Origin of the sequence: Clostridium sp. B9 (assembly GCF_050509515.1) — a bacterium.
GTDB lineage: Bacteria > Bacillota > Clostridia > Clostridiales > Clostridiaceae > Sarcina.
On record NZ_JBNWKA010000005.1, the window covers coordinates 44,909 to 67,115 of the forward strand.

Genomic DNA, 22,207 nt, shown 5'->3' on the forward strand with positions numbered 1-22,207 from the left:
ACACATCATATTTAATTTACATTTTTAAAAAACGATAGTATTGACACTCTTTTAAAGAATTCATTAGATTGTTCCTTCTAAAATTGCTAAAACTATATTGAAAGGAGGTTTATAAATGATTGAAATTGAACTACACAACTTAGCTTTAAACATAAAAGAATTTCGTAAAAAAAATAAACTTTCTCAAGCTGAACTTGCTGAAAAATTAGGTGTAGCAAGAACTACTATTGGTTATTATGAAAGAGCTGAAGTAGAACCAAACATATATACATTAGTACAATTATCTAAGTTAATGAATCGTTCTATTGACTCTCTATTAGGATTAAATCATCCAAATGAAACCACAAATGATTTAAACAATTCAGATCTTTCAAAAAAAATATTTATACTAAATAAGCTTATAGAAAAAAATACTCAAAGCTTTAACGATTTAGAAAATTCAAAATTACGTACGGAAAGAATGTTTAATGAGCTTCAAATGTCTAAAAAACGTACAGAAAGAATGTTTAATGAGCTAAAAAGAACTCGTAATAGAGCTGAAAATGATATTAAACTATTTCAGGAATTATCTAAAGAATTTACTAATACTTTAGATAAAGAACATGAAACTGATTTATCTGATGCTCTTGAGTATCAAGATATAAATTATAATTTTTCAACTACTGAAAAAGAAGATTTTCTTTCAAGTAATCTTAAAGACTTAATAAGTAATTTAAATTTCATTCCAATAGACGTAGTTGGTGAAGTTTCTTGTGGAACCCCATCATATGCATTTAATGAAATTAGTAAATCAATTGCTTTACCTAGCAATTACAAGGATTGTTTCGCCTTAAGAGTAAAAGGAAACAGTATGAATAAATTATTCAAAGACAATGAATTAATTATTTGCTGCAGAAATAAAACTCCTATTGATGGCGATATAGTAATAGCTTATTTAAGTGAAAATAATGAAGCTACTTGTAAAAAAATACATAAGAAAAAAGATAAATTAGAACTACACCCATGTAGTACACTTCCATATGAAATACAATATTATGATAAAAATAGTGATATTAATATAATCGGAGTAGTTTTAGGATCTTTAAATGATATTCTAGACTTAGAAAATATCGATATTGAAGATCTGGAAGAAAAATTAAATACTATTTAAATCATAAAATTTAATATTAAGTTATATACTCAAGGATTTATATTTTATATAGAGCAATAAATATCATTGCTCTATATAAAAATATTTTGTTTATAATAACCAAATCAAACTTTTGTTCTCATCTATATGCGAACTCCTGTTCTCATTATATCAAATTATCTATAAAAAAATATGGCAATTTCCAATTTTTAATAAACTGGAAATTTTTCAGTTTATTTATAATCTATTTTTTAACAATAAATTCTATTAATTGTTAAATTATTAATTAAAACATAGATTTTCTTCTAGGCATTTCCAGTAATCTTTTGAATAATTTCTTTCTGTAAAGTTTGGTAGAACTCTATTGTTCGTATTGTTCTTGATATATTTTCTATAATTTGAATAATATGTATTTCTAGTGTTCTCAATGACTGTATTAATATAACTCTCTAAAAATTTAACAGTTATATTTCTATAGTTTTCACTTAATTTTGTTAAAACCTTATTCTTAATCCAAGAGCTCTTAACTCTTGCAGCTTTAAGTAACTCTTTAACTTTATTTCTAACATCAACAAGACTTGTACATTTTTCATACATGTCTGCATTAAATTCTTTTGAGTTACTATTAGAATCTATATCTATATTATTATTCCTAATATACCTAGGAGTAGCTTGATTATCTTCTATACTTGTTGTATCAAGGATTGTAATGTTTTCATTATTGGGTAATTTATTGGGTAATGGCAGAAAATAACAGTTTCTTTTCTTTACATTTTCAATAATAAGTAAACCTAAATCTTTTAATTTATTTACTATATTTTTTATTTGTTTTAAGCTTATATTTTTTAGTTCTGGTCTTTTCTTTTTCTTTTTATTTACCCAATCATTATAATCTTTATGAATTTTAGAAAATGAAATGCTCCAAGATCCATTATTTAATAAAATACCTTTTCTGATAAATCTTAAGATACTTTGAGCTTTTCTTCTAGACTCTTTATATTCGATTTGATTTAAGACATGAAAATCTCTTTCTTCGAGATTAAACCTTTTCTCTTGTTCTAACTGTTCTTTAGTTAATAAGTGTATGTGTGCCATAAAAATAACTCCTTTCATCTAGGAAATCACTCTAAATCCTAAATAGAAAGAAGTTAAAATTTGCTAATATTACATTTCTATTAAAAAGTCAATAGATATCATTGACTTTTTTCAATAGCTTTGATATCATAAAGCTATGAAAAGTGAATATTTCAAATAGAACTTTGTTCTATTTCGGATTTAAGTTCATCCATTAAGTTTACTTTGTTTGGCGACGTAGGAAACTTAATGGATTTTTCCTTTTCCGTACTATTTAATTTAATTGAGTTAATAATACCATGTTAAAAATAATTTTTCAAGAGAGTAAAATTATAGAAAATTTTACTCTCTTTTTTATTGTATTTTTTATAAAGTTACTTAAAAGTAACTTTTTGATGATTAAAAGTTGACTTTTAGGTAACTTTTTGATATTATAATAGTATAAGTTACTTAAAAGTAACTTTTTAAACACTTAAAAGTAACTTTTGAGTAATTTGTAATTTTTAAAAAATGGAGGTTTTAAAATTGATAATAGCAGTTGATTTAGGAAATTATAATATCAAAACATGTGAAGGAATTATATTTGAAAGTAGATATCAAGAAGTAGAAAAAGAAGATTTCGATACAGATCTTTTGGAATTAGAAAATAAATTTTATAGAATGGAATCTGGAGATTTTGAGAATGAGTTTAATAAAGCTAAGAAAAACTTTATACCTAACTTACTTTATGCAATTTCAAAATCATGTGATGTAGATAATATAGAGACTGATTTGGTATTAGGAGTACCAGCTTCTAATTTAGGAATAAGCGAAGAATTAAAAGAAAAGCTTCTTAATAAGTCCTTTAATTTTAATTTATTTGAGGTTACTAAAAATATAAAAATAAATAAAGTTGCTACAGTTGCAGAAGGACTAAGCTCATTTTATACTTTACCTAAAGAAGAAAGAGCAAAAGATTTAGTGATATTGGATATAGGCGGTAGGACATGGAATATATGTGTATCTTCTGGTAGCAAGTGTATTATGAAATTTACTGTTCCTGGTGGTATGATAGATTTATATTCTGAAATACAAGAAGATTATAATAAACTAGGTAATAATGCTGATGTTGAAGAAATAATAAGGCTAATTAAGAATGATACTATTGATGCAAGTAAAGCAAAAGAGAGATTTGTTAAAGATAAATTAAATAAGGTTAGACTTAAAGTTCCTAATTTTTCTACTTATAAAATTTGGGGAGCTGGTGGTGGCAGCTTAGATTTACAAGATGCATTAAGAGAAAACTTAGGAAATATAAATTTTGTTCCAGATCCTTTATTTAGTAATGTGAAAGGTAATAAATTGATAGCTGAAGCTAAATGGGGTAAATAGTCATGGCAAATATAGAACGTGTTAACTTAAGATTAAATTTAGATGATCCTAGAGATGCAGCCATATGGGATTTAGTAAAAGATAAGAAGAATAAAAAAGGAACCTATATAAAGTTTTTAATTTATAATTTGATTATTGGTAACGAAATAAGTATTACTAAGAATTCAGATAAAAATTTTGCTAATTCTGATAATGATAAAAATGATATTTCAGAAGATGAATTTGATGATGATATTAATAATGAGTTTGATTAAAAGAGAAGGTTAATTATAACCTTCTCTTTTAAAATACTCCTAAAAGTCTTTTTCTCTTTTTTTTAGTTTGTATTGAATCAATGACAAGTCTTAAATTATTGACTTCTTCATATAATTCTTTAAATTCATGATTTTTTTCTTCAAGATCTTTTATTCTCTTTAAGTTATTAGTTATAACATTATTTAGAATAGATATTTGATTATCTTTTAATTTTATTTGATTTTGTAGAATTTCTATAGTTGATGTAAAATCAGTACTTTCTTCAGTTTTTATATCAGATATAGTATTTTTTTCTTTTAATGATTTATCTTCTTGTTTTATATCTATATTTTTATTCTCTTGTTGTTTAATATTATTTCTTTTATTTTTAATTTCTTCTTCTAATAATTTGAAAAGTTCATTGCTTATCGCTACTTGACCACCGTTCTTTTTAACTAATGGAGAAAATCTTTTTTTTCTAAGCAAATTATAAACTTCAGTCCTGGTTAAATCTAATTCATTGGCTACTTCTTGAGCTGTTTTCATTTCTTAACTCCCCCTAATTTAAGAATATATAAATAATATTCTTGAAAATTATGGAAAGTCCTTTATTAAAAATTATTCTTAATAATATTTTTAAATTCTTTCTTTAATTTATTTTTATTTAAGGCTCTATTTATAATATGTTCATTCCTAAATTCTTTTAAATGTCTATATATATGTTTTTGAATAGCATCTTTAGAAAAGTCATTATTTAATAATTTTTCAATTTCTTTTACATTTAAGCCATTTATATAAAGAATTTTTATACATTTCTTATCTTCTTCTGATAATCTCATAAATTTTCTCACCCCAATTTATAATTACTATGAGTATAGGATATAATTAAATTGTATAATATTCTTGGTTAATTCTAAACACAAAAAAGATTATCTCTAAAGTTAAAGAGATAATCTTTTTTGTGTTAATAGATATACAGGTTAAATTAAGTTTGCAATTAATTTAATAGTTAATACTGGTTTAACTAGTGACTGATAAACTCGAAAGTTTCTAATACATTATTACAGTAAATTTTAATATTGTTAACCTATTTTAACGTTTCTTTTATATTTTTTCAAGTAATATCATAAAAAATCTCTATAAACACCAATAATCTTTCCTAAAACTATAGGATCAGTATCATATACCTTTTTATAATCTGAAAATATTTTTTTTATAAAGGTACGATTTTCAAATAATAATAATCCTATACTATCCTTTTTTAGAGAATTTACTTTCTCAACAATAATAATGTCATCAGGAAATATATTATCTACAGATACTATATAATCATTAGTAACTTTCTTGGAAAATATATCATTATTAGTATTAACTTGTTTTTTTGAAAATTTAATTAAATTTTTAATAGTTTCTTCTGATACATTTTTTTTAATCTTTTTGTTTAAATCAATAATATGAATACTCCTTTTTCTACCTCTCTGCTCACTTTTTCCAAGTATTATGAGACCATCTTTTTCTAACATTTCTAAATGTCTATAAACAGAAGACGATGACTTTAAATTTACTGCATGAGCAATTTCTCTAACCGTAGGTTGATATCCTTTTTCTTTTATAAAATCTATTAAAAATGTATATATTTGTTCTCTTTTTTTCATATGTTCACCTTATAAAAAAGAAGCAGCTTTTTATTACTTAAAGCTACTTCTTTATTTTAATTTATATTAAAATAGCTTGTACTCTCCATCATCAGACTTATAGTATATTTTAGCATACTTAAGTTCATTAAGGCCCTTAAAAAGAGTAAATTCATCAAATACATCCAGGATTACATCAGGAATTTCATAGTCCTTTTCATAATCCGGATCATCTTCAGATACAGCATAGTTATCTCTTACTTTTTTACCGTTATTATAAACTTCAACATTAATTCCATTCATTATGCTATACATACTTAAAGCTCTTGCAAAGTCAATTCTAAATAGAAGCTGCATATTTCTATCATCAGTTTCTATATAATCTCTTATTAGTCTTGAAGTAATATCCTGTTCATGGTCTGCCTCGAATACTAGATCCTCAAAAACTAATACATATTTTCTATTTGCATTATCTATACTATCAATTTTTTGTATCCACTCTTTTTTTAGTCTAGGAGCTTCTCTTTCTAAATCATCTCTTGTCTTAACTAAATTCATACTTAATACACCTCCCAATATTTTACTCATATTATAACTCTACAAGATTATTAGTCAATAAATCATATATTTATTTAAAAAAGTTCTTAATCTTAATTTTTTCATATTGCCATTATTAGATGATTGTATTATCAATAAAAAGAAGGTTAAAACATCTAAATAACCCCAATATATACTAAATTAATAATTATAAATAAAAAAACATATCAAAACTTTATTTTGATATGTTTTTAATAATATAAAAATTAACATATTGATTACTTTTTATAATTATACTAAAAATAATTAATTTTAAATAAGTCCTTAATTAAAAGAACGATTATAAAAGATAACATCAAAAAAATCATGCATTGCTGCTGAGTTATTATTTGAAAATAATAAGTTAATGAAAAAATTATTATTAAATCTAAAATTACTAAAATTAAAAAAACTATATTTTTCATAAAATCAACTTCCTATCGATTTAAGTATATCTAAATAACTACTATCATTTTTCTTAATTAAACCTAAAAATTTAATGATATCATCATTGGAAAGCGTTTTATTATTTTTGTTACTAACCTCCAATAACAAAGCTAAATATCCAGTAATTAAAGCTGTTGATTGAGAAGTTCCAGATGAATATATTAAATCATTATTTAAGTTAACTCCTAATATATCTTTACCTGGTGCATTTATAACAGTTAAATTTGGAGCAGTAGAGTTTTTAAGAATCTGTTTATTTTTATCTATAGCACCAACTGATATTACACCATTAATATTTGCAGGAAACATAAGATTAACATCACCATAATCTCCTGAAGAAGAAACTACAATAATATTTTTATGAATAGCCTCTTTTATCAAATCTATAATATCATTGTTAGATTTATAACTACCTATGCTCATGTTTATTATGTTTACATTATTATCAATAGCAGTTCTTAAAGCTTTTTTTATATATTTAGGGTCAATCTTTCCATCTGAATCTAAAACTTTAATTGATATTAATTTTGCATTTGGAGCTATTCCTATTAAGTTTTTATTATTTCCTTTGATATAGAGAGAATGTCAATAATTTTGTGTAAACTATCTTAAAAAATATATTGAAATTTACTAAGGTTTAGATATTGAGTTATTTAAACCTTAATTTTCTTTTTATGTAATTATATTGAATATAAACTGTACAAAAACTAGAGTTATTATATTAACTTTTTTAATATAAATGGTCGTCAAGACGCTCGTCGAAATAAATTGAAAGTTGTGCTAAGATTTGAGACCATCCCCTAATAGATTGAACCCATTTTTTACTTATATCCATTGTTGCAAGATAAAGTATTTTAAGTAAAGCTTCATCTGTAGGAAAAGCTGTTTTAGTTTTAGTAACTTTTCTTAATTGTCTGTTGTAGCCTTCTATAGCATTAGTTGTATATATTATTCTTCGTATCTCCGGTGGATATTTAAAGAATGTAGATAGCTCCTCCCAATTGTTTCTCCAAGATTTTATAGCAAGTAAATATTTATCTCCCCATTTCTCTTCAAGAGAACTTAAAGCTTGAAGTGCAGCATCTTCATTTACAACAGTATATACTAGTTTTAAATCAGTATTAAATTCTTTAATATCTTTATATGATAAATAACGACTAGAATTTCTAATTTGGTGAATAATACAACGTTGTACTTCGGTATTCGGATATACGGCTTTTATAGCTTCTTTAAAGCCATTTAATCCATCTATACAAGCTATAAGAATATCTTTAACAACCCTGTTTTTTAATTCATTTAAAACAAGTAACCAGTACTTTGAAGATTCAGCAGCACCAATCCAAATACCTAAAACATCTTTCTTACCTTCAATATTTATACCGATAGCAGCGTAAGCAGCCTTATTAACTATAGAATTATCTTTTTTAACTTTAAAATGAATAGCATCCATAAAAATGATAGGATATATACTTTCTAATGGTCTACATTGCCATTCTTTTATAGAAGGTATTATTTTCTCAGTTATATTTGAGATTAAAGTAGGAGAAACATCCATACCGTACATTTCATTAACTTGATTAGCTATATCTCGTGTAGATATGCCTTTCGTATACATAGCAATTATTGAACTTTCTAGTCTAGATATATCAGTTTGATGTTTCTTTACGATTTGAGGTTCGTAAGAACCCTCACGATCTCTTGGTATGTCTAGATCAAATAACCCTAAATTAGATTTAACAGTTTTCTTACTTTTCCCATTATGAGAATTAGTAGTATTTTTATTTGTATAATCATATTTTGAATATCCTAAATATTCTTCCATTTCAGCTTCAAGCATTTGTTGAATTAAACCACCGAATAAAGTTTTAATAGCATTTTGAGCATCTTCAGCAGTCTTTATATTAGGATTTTTGGCAAGGTGTTTTATTAACTCTTTTTCGAATAAGACATAGTCTGTGCACCCTCCTTTTAATATGATACTTAATTATATCATTTTAGTAGTTTACACAGACTATTTTACACTCTCTATATGTTTATGGATTATTTAAAATAAATAGTGTAAGTAATTTAATAAATGAACATGAAAGTAAGTTAACTTATAAGGTGGCTTTAGAAAAAGCTAAAGTTAAAGATAAGCCTATAGTATATGCTTCAATTAATGAGCCTTTAAAGCAAGGTGATGTTGAAATTACGGTAACTAATGTTTTAAGAGAAAGTATTTCACCTAATAAAGATAAAGTTAAAGTAGATATAACTTTAGAAAATTTATCTGATAAATATTTGGAAATAAATTCAAATATGTTTAAAATCTTAGGAGATAGTGGAAGAGCAGATTCAAATTCATCGTCTATTTTTAATAAAAATATAGAGAGGATAGTAAATAGAGGAAGAAAAGAACATTTTGTATATGGAGCAGTAGTAAAAAAAGATGATAAAAATTTAGAATTATAGTTTGGAAGAATAGTGATTAAGTTATATTAAAAGATAATTAATATAGAACAAAGTAAGTATAACTTTATAATACTTGAACAAAATATATTCATATTAATTATAAGTAATTTAAAAATTATAAGTATTTACTGATAAAAATAAATAATTCAATAAAATACAATACAAAAAAAGAAAAAATTTATAATATGTTAATAATAATTAATTTAAATTATATAAATATTTGAAATATAATTTAAATTGTTGTAAAATTTAATTTGTTAAATAATATTTTTTATTAAATAAAAGTATTTAAATTTAATACTAGAAAGGACGGTTTAATGAAAAAGTTTTTAGAAAAGTTAAGTTTTATTACTATAGTTATTTTTAGTCTTTCTCTTATAAATGTATTTGCTAGTCAAAAAGAATATTGGGCATATAGTAAAGCAACTTCAGTAGGAACAGCTTTTTTTATAGATGATAATGGTGAAAAACCAGTTTATTGTTATAACCACGATTATAATCAACCAGGTAGTCCTGATAATAATTCTAAAAATAAAACCTATTATACTAGAACAGAAAGCTATTTAGATACTAATGATGAATTGATGGATGTATATGGGAAGGAAAAAAAAGAGAGAATTGCAGCAGTCTTAGCCTATGGATATCCTGTAAATTCATCAGACTTAATTAGTAAATTGAGAATTACTAAAGATGAAGCTAGATATATTACTCAACAGCTTATATGGGATATTTGTAGTGGAAATGATGGTCAATATGGTTATGACTCAGGAAAATTTGCATACTATGATAAATTATTAGAACTATCAAAAACAAAGAAGTTTGAACAAGGTAATTTAAATCTTATAGGAGATTTTAAATTTACTGAAAGAGGTGGACAGTATTCAACTGAGAATTTATCTACTACAGGTAGCTCTGGTTCATTCACTATAATAAATTTACCAGATGATATGGTAGTAAAAGATTGGAATACTGATCAAATATTAAATGGTAAACCTATAAAAATTGGTCAAGAGTTTTATATAGAGTCTTCTATTAAACCAAATCGAGATTTGAAATTAAAAATTAATTATAGTTACAAAGATGTAAAATTTTATTTCTATAAATATTATAGAGGTGGAATAAAATCTAAACCTGATAAACCATATCAAAGTTTGATAAGAGCTGAATTAGAAGATAAAATAAATGAAAAATCTTATGAAATATCTGTAGATGGAAGTTTTGTACCGAGTCAAAATACAGGCAAAGTAGTTTTAACAAAGAAAGATTCTCAGAATGGGAATATACTACAGGGAGCTGTATTTAATTTACAAAATCAACAGGGTGAAGATATAAGAACTAATCTTACAACAGATAAAAATGGACAAATATCATTAAATGATTTAGCTCCAGGAGATTATCAATTTGTAGAAACAAAAGCCCCAGAAGGATATGAACTTGACAAGACTCCTGTTAAATTTACTATAGTTGTTGGACAAAAAGAAGCTATTAGGATTGAGAAAGTTAATATAGCAACTCCAGGAAGTGTAATACTAACAAAAAAAGATTCACAAAATGGAAATGTACTCAAAGGAGCTGTATTTAACTTACAAAATCAACAGGGTGAAGATATAAGAACTAATCTTACAACAGATAAAAATGGACAAATATCATTAAATGATTTAGCTCCAGGAGATTATCAATTTGTAGAAACAAAAGCTCCAGAAGGATATGAACTTGACAAGACTCCTGTTAAATTTACTATAGTTGTTGGACAAAAAGAAGCTATTAGGATTGAGAAAGTTAATATAGCAACTCCAGGAAGTGTAATACTAACAAAAAAAGATTCACAAAATGGAAATGTACTCAAAGGAGCTGTATTTAACTTACAAAATCAACAGGGTGAAGATATAAGAACTAATCTTACAACAGATAAAAATGGACAAATATCATTAAATGATTTAGCTCCAGGAGATTATCAATTTGTAGAAACAAAAGCTCCAGAAGGATATGAACTTGACAAGACTCCTGTTAAATTTACCATAGTTGTTGGACAAAAAGAAGCTATTAAAATTGAGAAAGTTAATGATCCAAATCAGGTTGAATTAAAGATTTCAAAGGTTGATAAAGAAAATGCTAAACCTTTAGAAGGAGCTGAATTTGAAATTTTTTCTATTAATGACATTAATAATCCGTTGAAATTTAGCTTTTCAAATTTATATCAAAAATATGAATTTAATAACCAAGGGGATAGTACTTTAAAAGCAAATAGTAGTGATAGTTCTTTTACAATTAATAAATTAGGATATGGAGACTATATTTTAAAAGAAATAAAAGCTCCAAACGGATATAAATTAGGTAAAGATATTTATATTCATTTAGATAAAAATAATAGTTACTATAAAATTGGTTCAGATGGAGAAATAATTAATTTAAACAAAGATGAAAGTTTAGATTTATATAATATTAATGTTGAGAATGAAAAAGGAATTTTATTGCCTGAGACAGGAGGGAATGGATTCATTTTTCAAAGAAATGTAGCAATTTTAATTTTAGGAATAAGTTTTATTCTTATTATAAATTTATTAATAAACAAGAAAAGGAGATTTAATTAATGGACAAATTGTTAAAAAAAATTACAGTAGTTGTTTCATCATTAGTAATGATGTTAACAGTATCTACGCCAGTTTTTGCAGCTAATACTCCAAGTATTGATAAAGATGCTCCTAAAACTGGAAGTATAACTATAACAAAAGGTGGAGCAGGATTTACAGCATATCAAGTTTTAAAGGCAACTCAAAGTGGTGATGCATATGATTATACTGCAACAGATAATTTTAAGGGATTTTTCAATAATCCTCAATATGGAAACTATACAGAAAATCAAATTAAAGATTTAACTACTTCAGATGCGATTAAAGAATTTGCAGCTCAATTACATAAATATACTATTGATAATAAAATTTCTAATGGAATACAAGTTGACTCAGGAGTAAAAACAAATGTTGATTTAGGATATTATTTAGTTTTAGAAACTTCAGAACAATCAACAGGAAATGCAGTTGTATCAACAGCTATGTTAGTTTCAGTTCCACAAGTGGAAAATGATAAGTGGAATTATAATGTTGCACTTAATCCAAAAGATAATGCCCCAAGTATAGAAAAAAAGATAATAGAAAACAATAAGTTCGTTGATACTTCAAGTGCAAATATTGGTGATACTATAAAGTATAAAGTAACAGCAACAATTCCAACATATGAAAAAAATGCAACTAATATAGTATATAAAATTAAAGATACTATGAGTAAAGGGCTTACTTATGATAGTAATGCTGGAATAAAAATAACTTCTGGAAATAAAACATTTGTAGAAAATACAGATTATACTGTAAAATCTAACAAAAATTCAGATGGAACTACTAGTATAGAAATAGATTTTGTTTATGATAATATAAAAGCTTATGCAACAGATGGGTTAACTTTAGAATACCAAGCAACTTTAAATGAAAATGCTTTAATTGATACAAAAGTTAATGCTGGAAATCCTAATAATATTACTTTAGAATATACTAATAATCCAGATATTCAAAATAGTAATAAAACAATAAATGATAAAGTAACATCATATACGTGGGGATTTGGTGTTAAAAAAGTTGATGCTGAAGATATAACAAAAGATTTAGCAGGAGCTGAGTTTTCAGTAAAAGATGCAAAAGGAACTATAGTTGGAAAGTATACTTATGATGAAAATGGAAGTGTAATTCTATTAAATGGTAATGGAGTAACAGATGCAAATGGAGTAGTTACATTTACTGGATTAAAGGAAGGTGATTACTTCATAACAGAAGAAAAAGCACCTAAGGGATATTCACTTTTAAAAGAGCCAGTAAAAGTTACTATAACAGCTCAAAAAGATAGTAATGGGGATTATACTGGTCAAGCTACTATAGCTGTAACAAATGGTAATGAAGCTGGTAGTATAGTAAATGATATTACTATGAATGATGGAAATGTATTATTTAATGTACAAATTAAAAACTATGCAGGAATTTCACTTCCTGGCACTGGTGGACTTGGAACAGATGGCTTTATTAAAATAGGACTAGCTCTATTAGGTTTAGTTGTTGTTCTAGGTTCAGGATATGTTGTATTAGATAAGAAAAAAAGAGTTTAAGTAACAAATTAACAAACTCAATAATATGCCTGATTAAATATAAAAACTTCTTTTATTTGTTTAAATACTTATAAAAGAAGTTTTTTGACATAATTGTAAAGGAGAATAATAAGGTATAATAATTACCTAAAATTAATTAATATGAAAATTTTTAAAAGAATATATTTAATTTTATTAATAGTAATAACACTAATAGCTATTGGAGTTTTACTTTATCCTAGTGTATCTAATTATATAAATAATAAATATGCAGTTAATACTATTTCAGAATATAAAAATAGTATTAAAAATACATCAGAAGATAGATTAAATGAGTTAGTTGAAAAATCACGTATTTATAATATAGATATAGCTAAAGGTATAACTCCTAAGGATAAATTTGAAAGTGGTTATATGCTTGGCTATATTGACATTCCCAAAATAAATGTTAAATTACCGATTTATGAGGGAACTAGTCAGGAGATATTGAAAAAGGGAGTTGGAGTTATAGAAGGAACTTCTATACCAATTGGAGGTGAGAATACTCATTCAGTATTGTCAGCTCATACAGGATTTACAACACAAAAATTATTTACTGATATTGATCAATTAAAGAAAGGAGATTTGTTTTATATAGATATATTTGATATTAACTTAACTTATAAAGTAGATGATATTAGCATAGTAAAACCGAATGATACAAATAAAATAAAAGTTTATCCTAATAAAGATTATGTAACTCTTTTGACATGTTATCCTTATGGAATTAATACAGAAAGATTATTAGTTAGAGGAGAAAGAGTATTTCAAAAAGATACTAATTCAAATACAGTAGATAATCCAGTTAATGATATTAGTAAAAATAAATATATAAATAAAGAATTAATTATTTTAAGTTCAGTGTTGCTTATATTTAGTGTATTAGTAATTATACTTATACTAAAAAGAAAAATAAAAAATACTTAATTGTAAAATGAAATTGAACTAAATAAAAAATCCATGGTGGATTAAACTGTGTTATGATTTAATCGCAACAAAAAAATAAAACACACGGAGGATAATCATCATAGACTATCAAAATCATAACACAGAGTCAAGAAAAAATAAAAACTTAAATATGAAAGAGCATATGATAGTTGAAATACTGGATTTGTGTCAATATCTTGGACACGAAAACTCGAACTTTATTTAAGCTGCATTCAAAGCTTTAAATTCTACCTCATTAGGAGTATTGTAAGCAAGAGCTGAATGCAGTCTTTTACTATTATAAAAACCTTCTATATATTCAAAAATTGCTTTTTTAGCATCTTCATAATTTTCATAGATGTTTCTATAAATTTCTTCTTTCTTTAAAACAGCATGAAATGACTCTATACAAGCGTTGTCATAGGGACAAACCTTTTGACTAAATGATTGTATTATATTAAATTCATTGCATAGATTTTTCATATCATTACTTGTATATTGTGAGCCTAAATCACTGTGAAATATTATTTTATTATTCTTGCCTATACCTTGAAGATAACAAGCATTTTTTAGTGCCGCCATAACAAGATCATTTGTCATATTTTTACCGAAAGAGTATCCCACTATTTTCTTAGAGTGTAAATCAAGTACAGAAGCTAAGTATCACCAACCATCTTTTTGAGTTTTTATATAAGTTATATCTCCAGACCATTTCTCATTTATACTATTTGTTGTAAAATTACGTTTTAAAACGTTTTCTAACCCTTCTTTTGGCTTTTTCTTAGAAGTTGGTCTGTATTTTTTCACTATTATAGATTTTATTCCTAATTCTCTCATCAATCTTTGCGTTCTTTTTATAGATATATTAAATCCATTTTTAGAAAGCATTATCTTTATCTTTGGAGCTCCGTACCTACACTTACTTTCCTTATAATACTTTAATATAGCTGTTTTAAGTTTTTCATTCTCAATTTCTCTTTCTGATTTTTTAGGATTTACCTTACTATAATATGTACTACGTGGAACGCCTAAAATAGAGCACATCTTTTTAACCCCATAGGTTTTCCTATTATCTTCTATAACTTGTATAATTTTATTTAGTTCTCTTTGGGGTCTCGCCCATGGCCGTCAACCTAAGAAGCCTTATTTTCTATAATAATGTATAATATTTAATTAATTATTATAGAAAGTGAGGCTTAATTTTATGAATAAAAAGCTTAAATATTTATCTAAAAGCATAAAAGAAAGTTTTGATATTAATGAAATAAATAAAATAGCAAAAGATACAAAATTCATTCAAAGAAAAGGCAGTTTAACAGCTAAAGATTTTTTGATGTTTAACGTGTTCTATGGCTCCGATATCTGTACAGCTCCCTTATCACAACTAGTTTCAAAATATGATATGTTATTTTCTAAGCAGCTATCTAAACAAGCTTTAGATAAACGTTTTAATAAACACTCAGTTGAATTTATGAAAAAAATATTTATTAGTTTTTTATATGCTCAAAATAGTACTTTAACTAGCTTAGAACGTACTTTAAGAACATATTTTGATAGGGTAATAATAAATGATTCTACAAGTTTTGTTCTACCTAAAGAATTTAAAAAGAAGTTTCCGGGTTCCGGAGGAGTCGCTTCTCCATCATCAATAAAAGTACAGTTGCAATATGATTTATTAACCGGTTCATTTATGAATATCGACATATTTTCAGGCATAAAAAATGATGTTGAGTATTTGAAAACAATGAAAAAATATAAAAATAATAAAGACTTAAAATTAGCTGATTTAGGGTATTTTAAAATTGATTATTTAAAAAGACTTGATAAAAGTGGGACGTCTTTTATCTCAAAAGTAAAAAGTAATACTTCAGTATATATAAAAAATCCAAATCCTAAAAAATATAAGGTTGGAACTATAAAAAAGTCTAGTGAGTATATAAAAATAGATATCATTAAGCTAGTAGAGCCGTTAGCACCTGGCGAAACAATTGAACTTAATGATATCTATATTGGCTCTAAAAAAGAGCTTAAAAGCAGATTAATTATAACAAAATTAACTGAAGAAAACAAATCTAAAAGAATATTTAATCATATTGAAGGTATAAAAAAGAAAAGTTTAACATTGAATCAAAGGAGATTAGATTTTAATAGCATAAATGCCTATATTACCAATGTATCCAGTGATATTATTACTATGAATCAAGTACATGAGTTATATTCTTTAAGATGGCAAATAGAAATAATATTTAAAGTATGGAAATCTATATTTAAAATTAATCAAGTGAAAAAGGTTAAATTAGAGCGATTTATGTGCTTTTTATATGGGAGACTAATAGCTTTACTACTATCATCTACTATAGTTTTCACTTCTAAATCTATTATTTTAGAAGAAGATAAGAAAGAAATTAGTGAGCTTAAAGCTTTTGGAAATTTAACTCAATACTTCCCTAAGCTCTCTTTTCAGATTTTCAAAGGAGAATTTTACATTAGTAGAATTTTAAAAAGCATATTGAGTAATTTTAGACGACTTGGAATAAAATCTAAGAAAAATCATAAAAAAACAGCTCTTGATATATTAAAACTAATAAAAATAAACTCTTTTGAAGTAGTTAAATTTGCAATTTAACAATAACATTGATTCAATAATCTATAAATTTACTATTAAAATTTTATAGGCTTGTTAAGCTTGTTTTAAAATACAAGTTTTATGATTTTACATAATTTAATCTTGCAATTTAAGCTAATTGTAAGAAAACATATGCTTTAAATTTAAATTAACGTTTTATACATTCTTAGGTTGACGGACATGGACGCTACCCCATAAAGAATTTATTCATGCATCTACTAATAAAAAGCCAGATAAAGAAGATATTATTTTAATTATGGCTGCTTTATTAGGAATGGGGACAAATATTGGATTAAGTAAAATGGCTGATGCAACTCCTGGAATTACCTATAAACAATTATCTAGTGTTTCTCAATGGCGAATGTACGATGATGCTATGTCTAGAGCACAAACAGTATTAGTAAACTATCATAACAAGTTGAAACTTGCTAAATATTGGGGTGAAGGAAACACTTCATCTTCAGATGGGATGAGACTTCAGCTTGGAGTATCTTCACTACATGCAGATTCTAATCCTCATTATGGAACCGGAAAAGGAACAACAATATACAGATTTACTAGTGATCAATTTTCTTCTTATTACTCAAAAATTATAAATACTAATTCTAGAGATGCTACTCATGTTTTAGATTGATTATTAAATAATGATACTGATTTAAATATAGAAGAACATTATACAGACACAGGCGGATATACAGATCAAGTATTTGCCTTGACCTATTTACTAGGATTTAGATTTGCACCAAGAATTAGAGATTTATCTGATGTTAAACTATTTACTTTAAGCAATAGTGATAAATTTTCAAATTTAGATGGAATTTTAAAAGGAAAAATTAATGAAAAAATTATTAAAGATAATTATGATGAAGTATTAAGATTAGCTAGTTCAATAAAAGAAGGTACAGTTACATCATCTTTGATAATTAGCAAATTAGCTTCTTACTCTAGACAAAATAGCTTAGCTACTGCATTAAGAGAAATGGGTAAAATAGAAAAAACTATATTTATTTTAGACTATATTTCAAGTGAAGAATTGAGAAGAAAAATTCAAAAGGGATTAAACAAAGGAGAAGCAATGAATGGACTTGCTAGGGCAATATTCTTTGGTAAACAAGGTGAACTAAGAGAACGAACTATGCAAAATCAACTTCAAAAAGCAAGTGCACTGAATTTAATAATAAATGCTATTAATATTTGGAACACATTATATTTAGAAAAAGCAATAAATTATAAAGAGTCTATTGGTGAATATATTGATTATAATTTAATTCCTCATATCTCACCTTTAGGATGGGAACACATAAATATGTTAGGGGAATATACTTTTAATTTAAATGACTTGGGAACTAAAGAATTACATAGGCCATTAAATATATAAAAAGTCTGCAAACCATTGGTATCAGCGGAGAAAATGCTCTTAACGTGTGAAATCCGCATTTTCTCGGCGAGACCCCTATCAGAAATTGAGAGTTTAAAAAATAAAAATAAAGAAACTGAAGAATATTATCGTAATGTATTATCAGAAATTTATAAGAAATTTAATGTAGATAGTAGAATGGATTTAATGGGAGTAAGCCGAGAATATTTAAATCTTAAAGAAAAATCTAAAAGGAATAGTCGTGGAGCAGGTAGAAAACCTAGATTTACTGAAGAAGAAAAAAATATGATAAGAGCTCAAAGAAAAGAAGGAAAAACAATAAAAGAGCTTGCCACTTTAAATAATTGCAGCTTTGGAGTAATTCATAAAATTTTACATGAATAATAAAGAAAGGGGATTGAGATATTATGGATTTTATTTTAGTATTAATAGTTTTATGTATATTTAGTTTTTCAAATATGAAATTAATTAAGCTTGGTAGATATGTAATGTTAGTGTATTATTTTTATGCTGTTCACAATTATTATATTGTTGGAAATTATAGTGGAATAGCTTATTTAACAGGAATGTTTATGCTTTTATTTTTACCAAAGATATTAAGATTTATATTTATTTTAAAAACAAATCGCAGATATTATTAATAGTAAAAAGAGCAGCTCAAAATCCCGAAAATTGAACTGCTCTTTAAAAATATAATTCAAAAAATGTTGACAATTTTATTTTATCAAAAATTAATACTTTTGAAAATTATTAATTTTTATTGTAAAATAATTATATTTTCTATTATTTGAAGATTTTTGAATCTATCTTAGAAGGCATATATCAAAATAAATTTTATTATTATCTTTTGATACAGCCCATAATTTTATCTAATTTATATTTTTAGGCTTAAAATTAGAAAGAACTAATTTTAAGTCAAATTCCATTTTAGATTTAAGATTATAACTTCCTTGATGAAGACACCAATCAAATACTGTACCTCTAGACATTCTCAGAATTAACATAGTTAAATCAAATGAAGAAATAGAGCTCTCTAACTCATTATTTTTTAGTAATTCTTCTACAATAGATTTAACTTCTAAGACCATATAACGATCTGGATTAATAGTATAATTTTCATTTATAGAAAGTAAATTTTTATATATTTCACTTACAAACACCCAACCAAGTTTCTCCATAGTATTTGTACCTTCAAGTAATAAAAAGAATAATTTATCAAAATTTGAGGAGAAGTTTTTAGTTTGAAATTTATCCATTACTAAAATATCAACTTGTTCATATGTTTTATTAATTATTTCTGTTTTTGATTTAAAATGGTGATAAAAGGCACCAGTTGAGATATCCGCAGCTTTGCAAATATCTTGAATTTTCACACTATCAAATCCATTTATCTTAAAAAGCTCAGTAGCTACTTGTGTTATTTTTAGTTTTGTTTCAATAGCTTGTTTTTGTCTGGTGGTTAATTTTTTCATTATAAAACTCCTTTAGATTAATGCCATATTAATTTGGTTGATTATATAATTATTTAGTATATCATAAAAAAGATATTAATATGTATTTGTAAAAAAATTAAAAAAACATATAATTAGTCATTTGAAAAATTAGTTGAATCATGATATATTTTATATACAGAATAAGATTCGGTGAAGGTAGTTCTGTATAAGGTATTATAAAATTTTAAAAGCTGTAGAAATAAGTTAAATCAAAAAATTAATGAAAAACACATTATAAAAATTAATAATTGGAGGTGTACTATGGGAATTTTATATGAAAGAATGTCTTTTGAAGGATGGGCAATACTTCTTTTTGTATTAATGGCACTTATGGCATTTAATGAGCTTGGAAGATCAAAAAAATGGGCAGGTATATTACTATTTATAATAGTACCTACATTTTTAACTATTTTTGTTTGGCCAACTACAGCTGCTCCAGGAAATGAATATGGAACTGGAACTTGGTTTAACTGGGTAAAAACTTATTCAGCACTTGCAGGCTGTATTTGGTTTATGGCTCTTAGATATATTCCATCATTACAGACGAAAAAATGGGCCTTATCTCTTCCAGCAATTATATTAGCAATTAACATATTAGAAGCTGCTATTAGAGATTTTCAAATATTTAGTTATGGATTAACTAATGGTGGAGTTATAGATAATCTTTGGACGATCTCTGGACCATGGAATATTATGAATGGTATAGCAGGATTATTAAATATAATCACTATTTGTGGTTGGTACGGAATATTTATATCAAAAAATGAAACAAAAGATATGATATGGCCAGATATGATATGGGCATGGGTTATAGCTTATGATTTATGGAATTTTGCTTATACGTATAATTGTATATCAGATCACTCAATTTATTGTGGAGTTGCATTATTACTTTCATGCACCATACCAACTTTCTTTATAAAAAAAGGAGCTTGGTTACAACATAGAGCTCAAACATTAGCCCTATGGATTATGTTTGTTATGACTATTCCACAATTTGCTGATAGAATAGCACCAGTTCATACAACACATAATAAGACTGCTTTCTTTGTAGTAAGCTTAATATCTTTAGTTACAAATGCTTCTTTAGCAATTTATCAATTTAATAAGATAAGAAAGAATAAGCTTAATCCATTAAAGGATGAAATTTATAAAGATACTATTGCGTATAAAAAGTTAATTTTAGAAAATAAGTAGAAGTTAATTTGTTTCAAAAATAAAATCTATTTTTTACTTAATAGAGAAATCTTTGTAATTAAATAAACGATAGAATATTAAAAGGGACTGTACCAAAATAAATTTTGATATTAGTTGTGCAAAAAAGTGGATTCATAAATTTGAATTCACCTTTTTGCATATAATATAATTATACAAAATATTCATTTTATTAATTTTGATATTTAAATTATTATAAGTATAGCTATTTAATTTTTCTTATCTTTAAATACATAAACACTTAAAATAAAGTTACTTAAAATTATTTTATCAAGTCTTTTTAAATAATTAATTTTAAAATACCCTAAATCAGCTAATTCAAAGTCTTTATTTTCTCTATCCTTTTTCATAACTTTTATGTATTCAGTATCGCTTTTTATTCCAGAAAATATATCTATCTTCATAAAAGAACCTGATAAAAGTTCATATTGTAGTTGTATTTTTATTGAAGATGTAGAGCCGGATCCTGAAAATTTCTTTTCAAACTCTTTAGGTAAAATAAAACTTGTAGAATCATTTATTATTACTCTATCAAAATATATTCTTAAAGTGCTATTTTGAGCATATAAAAATCTAACAAATATTTCTTTTATAAATTCGGTTAAACTATCTAATATCCTAAGTTTTTCATTGTTATTTCGTGAACTATATTCAAATCCTGCTACACAAGATTTTCATTAACGTAATGTATAGGGAATTTATCTTTATTTTTCATACTAACTGTCTCCTTTCAAAACGTAAATAAATTAAAAGAGAGTTAGATAATATCTAACTCTCTTTTAATTTATTTAAAACTCTTTATTTTTTTATTAAATCTTACTCATAATCAAAACTAACAATTTCTCCAGTGTCAGCATTTATATCATATTCATATTCCTTGTTATCAAAGTAAAATTGTATATCATATTTATCAATACCATCGTCAAATTCTTGATCTACTTTAATGAATGTAACTTGATTTCCTGAAAGGTTTGCATGTTTTAATGCGATCTCCTTTGCTTTTTCTACTGTTATTTTACTTTGTTTATTATTATAATTTTTTATATCATAATCATAACTGATAATCTCACCAGTATTAGCGTTTATATCATAATCATACTCTTTATTATCAAAATAAAATTCTATTTCATATTTATCAATACCATCATCAAATTCTCGATTTCCCTTAATGAATGTAATTTGATTTTCTAAAATATCTGCATGCTTTAATGCAATTTCTTTTGCTTGATCTAGTGTTATCTTACTTTGATTATTATAAACCTTCCCTTGAATATTTTGACTAGAAACATTTTCTTTTTGATTGCTACTAACTTGATTATTAATATTTGAATTTTTAGATTGATTGTTACATGATATAAAAATTATACTTATCCCAATAATAAGTAATCCTATAACCTTTTTTTTCATACTACATCTCCTAAACTAAAATTTAAATTTAAACATAGGCCAAATTTAGCATTATGTCAACATTTAAAACTCTTTAT

General features: G+C 25.1%; 20 protein-coding genes and 4 pseudogenes. 12 read left to right on the forward strand and 12 right to left on the reverse strand.

What is annotated here, in order from left to right:
- Positions 1 to 115: 115 nt before the first annotated feature.
- Entirely contained in the window at positions 116 to 1,150 is a 1,035-nt protein-coding gene (locus tag ACQZHJ_RS18255) for a S24 family peptidase (RefSeq protein WP_430486923.1), read from the forward strand.
- A gap of 261 nt (positions 1,151 to 1,411) precedes the next feature.
- Here the strand turns inward: ACQZHJ_RS18255 and ACQZHJ_RS18260 are convergent, their stop codons facing one another.
- Entirely contained in the window at positions 1,412 to 2,224 is an 813-nt protein-coding gene (locus ACQZHJ_RS18260) for a plasmid replication protein (RefSeq protein WP_430486924.1), read from the reverse strand.
- 504 nt (positions 2,225 to 2,728) lie between these two features.
- Between ACQZHJ_RS18260 and ACQZHJ_RS18265 the strand changes: the two genes are divergently transcribed.
- Entirely contained in the window at positions 2,729 to 3,574 is an 846-nt protein-coding gene (locus ACQZHJ_RS18265) for a ParM/StbA family protein (RefSeq protein ID WP_430486925.1), read from the forward strand.
- Positions 3,575 to 3,576: 2 nt separating this feature from the next.
- Positions 3,577 to 3,828 (forward strand): hypothetical protein, encoded by a 252-nt coding sequence (locus ACQZHJ_RS18270; RefSeq protein ID WP_430486926.1) that lies wholly within the window; start codon positions 3,577 to 3,579, stop codon positions 3,826 to 3,828.
- Positions 3,829 to 3,856: 28 nt separating this feature from the next.
- On the opposite strand, the gene ACQZHJ_RS18275 is transcribed toward ACQZHJ_RS18270, so the two are convergent.
- From ACQZHJ_RS18275 to ACQZHJ_RS18300, 6 genes are all read right to left on the reverse strand, one after another.
- Entirely contained in the window at positions 3,857 to 4,354 is a 498-nt protein-coding gene (locus ACQZHJ_RS18275) for a DNA-binding protein (protein ID WP_430486927.1), read from the reverse strand.
- A 65-nt stretch (positions 4,355 to 4,419) separates the two neighbouring features.
- Entirely contained in the window at positions 4,420 to 4,647 is a 228-nt protein-coding gene (locus ACQZHJ_RS18280) for a hypothetical protein (protein ID WP_208336473.1), read from the reverse strand.
- Positions 4,648 to 4,932: 285 nt separating this feature from the next.
- Positions 4,933 to 5,463 (reverse strand): transcriptional regulator, encoded by a 531-nt coding sequence (locus ACQZHJ_RS18285; RefSeq protein WP_430486928.1) that lies wholly within the window; start codon positions 5,461 to 5,463, stop codon positions 4,933 to 4,935.
- Between the two features lie 66 nt (positions 5,464 to 5,529).
- A complete protein-coding gene (locus ACQZHJ_RS18290; protein WP_012478249.1) occupies positions 5,530 to 6,000 on the reverse strand; it encodes a hypothetical protein in 471 nt (156 codons plus the stop codon).
- A 447-nt stretch (positions 6,001 to 6,447) separates the two neighbouring features.
- The gene (locus ACQZHJ_RS18295) at positions 6,448 to 7,038 is read right to left on the reverse strand and encodes a S8 family peptidase (protein WP_430486971.1); all 591 of its coding nucleotides are present in this window, start codon (positions 7,036 to 7,038) and stop codon (positions 6,448 to 6,450) included.
- 157 nt (positions 7,039 to 7,195) lie between these two features.
- Positions 7,196 to 8,440, reverse strand: coding sequence for an IS256 family transposase (locus tag ACQZHJ_RS18300; protein WP_430486972.1), 1,245 nt, complete (start codon positions 8,438 to 8,440; stop codon positions 7,196 to 7,198).
- Between the two features lie 128 nt (positions 8,441 to 8,568).
- On the opposite strand from ACQZHJ_RS18300, the gene ACQZHJ_RS18305 reads away from it, so the two are divergent.
- The 4 genes from ACQZHJ_RS18305 (at position 8,569) to ACQZHJ_RS18320 (ending at position 14,011) form a co-directional block, all read left to right on the forward strand.
- Positions 8,569 to 8,916, forward strand: a complete 348-nt coding sequence (locus tag ACQZHJ_RS18305) for a DUF4352 domain-containing protein (protein ID WP_430486929.1) — start codon at positions 8,569 to 8,571, stop codon at positions 8,914 to 8,916.
- A 317-nt stretch (positions 8,917 to 9,233) separates the two neighbouring features.
- On the forward strand, positions 9,234 to 11,507 hold the full coding sequence (locus ACQZHJ_RS18310; RefSeq protein WP_430486930.1) for a SpaA isopeptide-forming pilin-related protein: 2,274 nt from the start codon (positions 9,234 to 9,236) through the stop codon (positions 11,505 to 11,507).
- Positions 11,507 to 13,066, forward strand: a complete 1,560-nt coding sequence (locus tag ACQZHJ_RS18315; RefSeq protein WP_430486931.1) for a SpaH/EbpB family LPXTG-anchored major pilin — start codon at positions 11,507 to 11,509, stop codon at positions 13,064 to 13,066. Before ACQZHJ_RS18310 ends, ACQZHJ_RS18315 begins: the two co-directional genes overlap by 1 nt.
- 141 nt (positions 13,067 to 13,207) lie before the next feature.
- Positions 13,208 to 14,011: a class C sortase gene (locus ACQZHJ_RS18320; RefSeq protein ID WP_430486932.1), complete on the forward strand. Its 804-nt coding sequence runs from the start codon at positions 13,208 to 13,210 to the stop codon at positions 14,009 to 14,011.
- A gap of 222 nt (positions 14,012 to 14,233) precedes the next feature.
- Here the strand turns inward: ACQZHJ_RS18320 and ACQZHJ_RS18325 are convergent.
- A pseudogene (locus ACQZHJ_RS18325) lies at positions 14,234 to 14,662 on the reverse strand (IS3 family transposase); the annotation flags it as partial.
- 12 nt (positions 14,663 to 14,674) lie between these two features.
- Positions 14,675 to 15,055 (reverse strand): IS3 family transposase, encoded by a 381-nt coding sequence (locus ACQZHJ_RS18330; RefSeq protein ID WP_430486933.1) that lies wholly within the window; start codon positions 15,053 to 15,055, stop codon positions 14,675 to 14,677.
- A gap of 160 nt (positions 15,056 to 15,215) precedes the next feature.
- Between ACQZHJ_RS18330 and ACQZHJ_RS18335 the strand changes: the two genes are divergently transcribed.
- The 4 genes and pseudogenes from ACQZHJ_RS18335 to ACQZHJ_RS18350 all read left to right on the forward strand — a co-directional run bounded on the left by ACQZHJ_RS18335 (position 15,216) and on the right by ACQZHJ_RS18350 (position 18,656).
- A complete protein-coding gene (locus ACQZHJ_RS18335; protein WP_430486934.1) occupies positions 15,216 to 16,637 on the forward strand; it encodes an IS4 family transposase in 1,422 nt (473 codons plus the stop codon).
- A gap of 193 nt (positions 16,638 to 16,830) precedes the next feature.
- A pseudogene (locus ACQZHJ_RS18340) lies at positions 16,831 to 18,015 on the forward strand (transposase); the annotation flags it as partial.
- Between the two features lie 75 nt (positions 18,016 to 18,090).
- Positions 18,091 to 18,399, forward strand: a pseudogene (locus ACQZHJ_RS18345) (hypothetical protein); the annotation flags it as partial.
- A gap of 23 nt (positions 18,400 to 18,422) precedes the next feature.
- On the forward strand, positions 18,423 to 18,656 hold the full coding sequence (locus ACQZHJ_RS18350) for a hypothetical protein (RefSeq protein ID WP_430486935.1): 234 nt from the start codon (positions 18,423 to 18,425) through the stop codon (positions 18,654 to 18,656).
- A gap of 228 nt (positions 18,657 to 18,884) precedes the next feature.
- On the opposite strand, the gene ACQZHJ_RS18355 is transcribed toward ACQZHJ_RS18350, so the two are convergent.
- Entirely contained in the window at positions 18,885 to 19,487 is a 603-nt protein-coding gene (locus tag ACQZHJ_RS18355; RefSeq protein ID WP_430486936.1) for a TetR/AcrR family transcriptional regulator, read from the reverse strand.
- Positions 19,488 to 19,769: 282 nt separating this feature from the next.
- Between ACQZHJ_RS18355 and ACQZHJ_RS18360 the strand changes: the two genes are divergently transcribed.
- Positions 19,770 to 20,705 carry a DUF5692 family protein gene (locus ACQZHJ_RS18360; protein WP_430486937.1) on the forward strand — a complete coding sequence of 312 codons (936 nt, stop codon included), beginning with the start codon at positions 19,770 to 19,772 and terminating at the stop codon, positions 20,703 to 20,705.
- Positions 20,706 to 20,989: 284 nt separating this feature from the next.
- Here ACQZHJ_RS18360 and ACQZHJ_RS18365 read toward each other — a convergent pair.
- Positions 20,990 to 21,322: pseudogene (locus ACQZHJ_RS18365) on the reverse strand (transposase); the annotation flags it as partial.
- A gap of 217 nt (positions 21,323 to 21,539) precedes the next feature.
- A complete protein-coding gene (locus tag ACQZHJ_RS18370; protein WP_430486938.1) occupies positions 21,540 to 22,130 on the reverse strand; it encodes a PepSY domain-containing protein in 591 nt (196 codons plus the stop codon).
- Between the last annotated feature and the right edge of the window lie 77 nt (positions 22,131 to 22,207).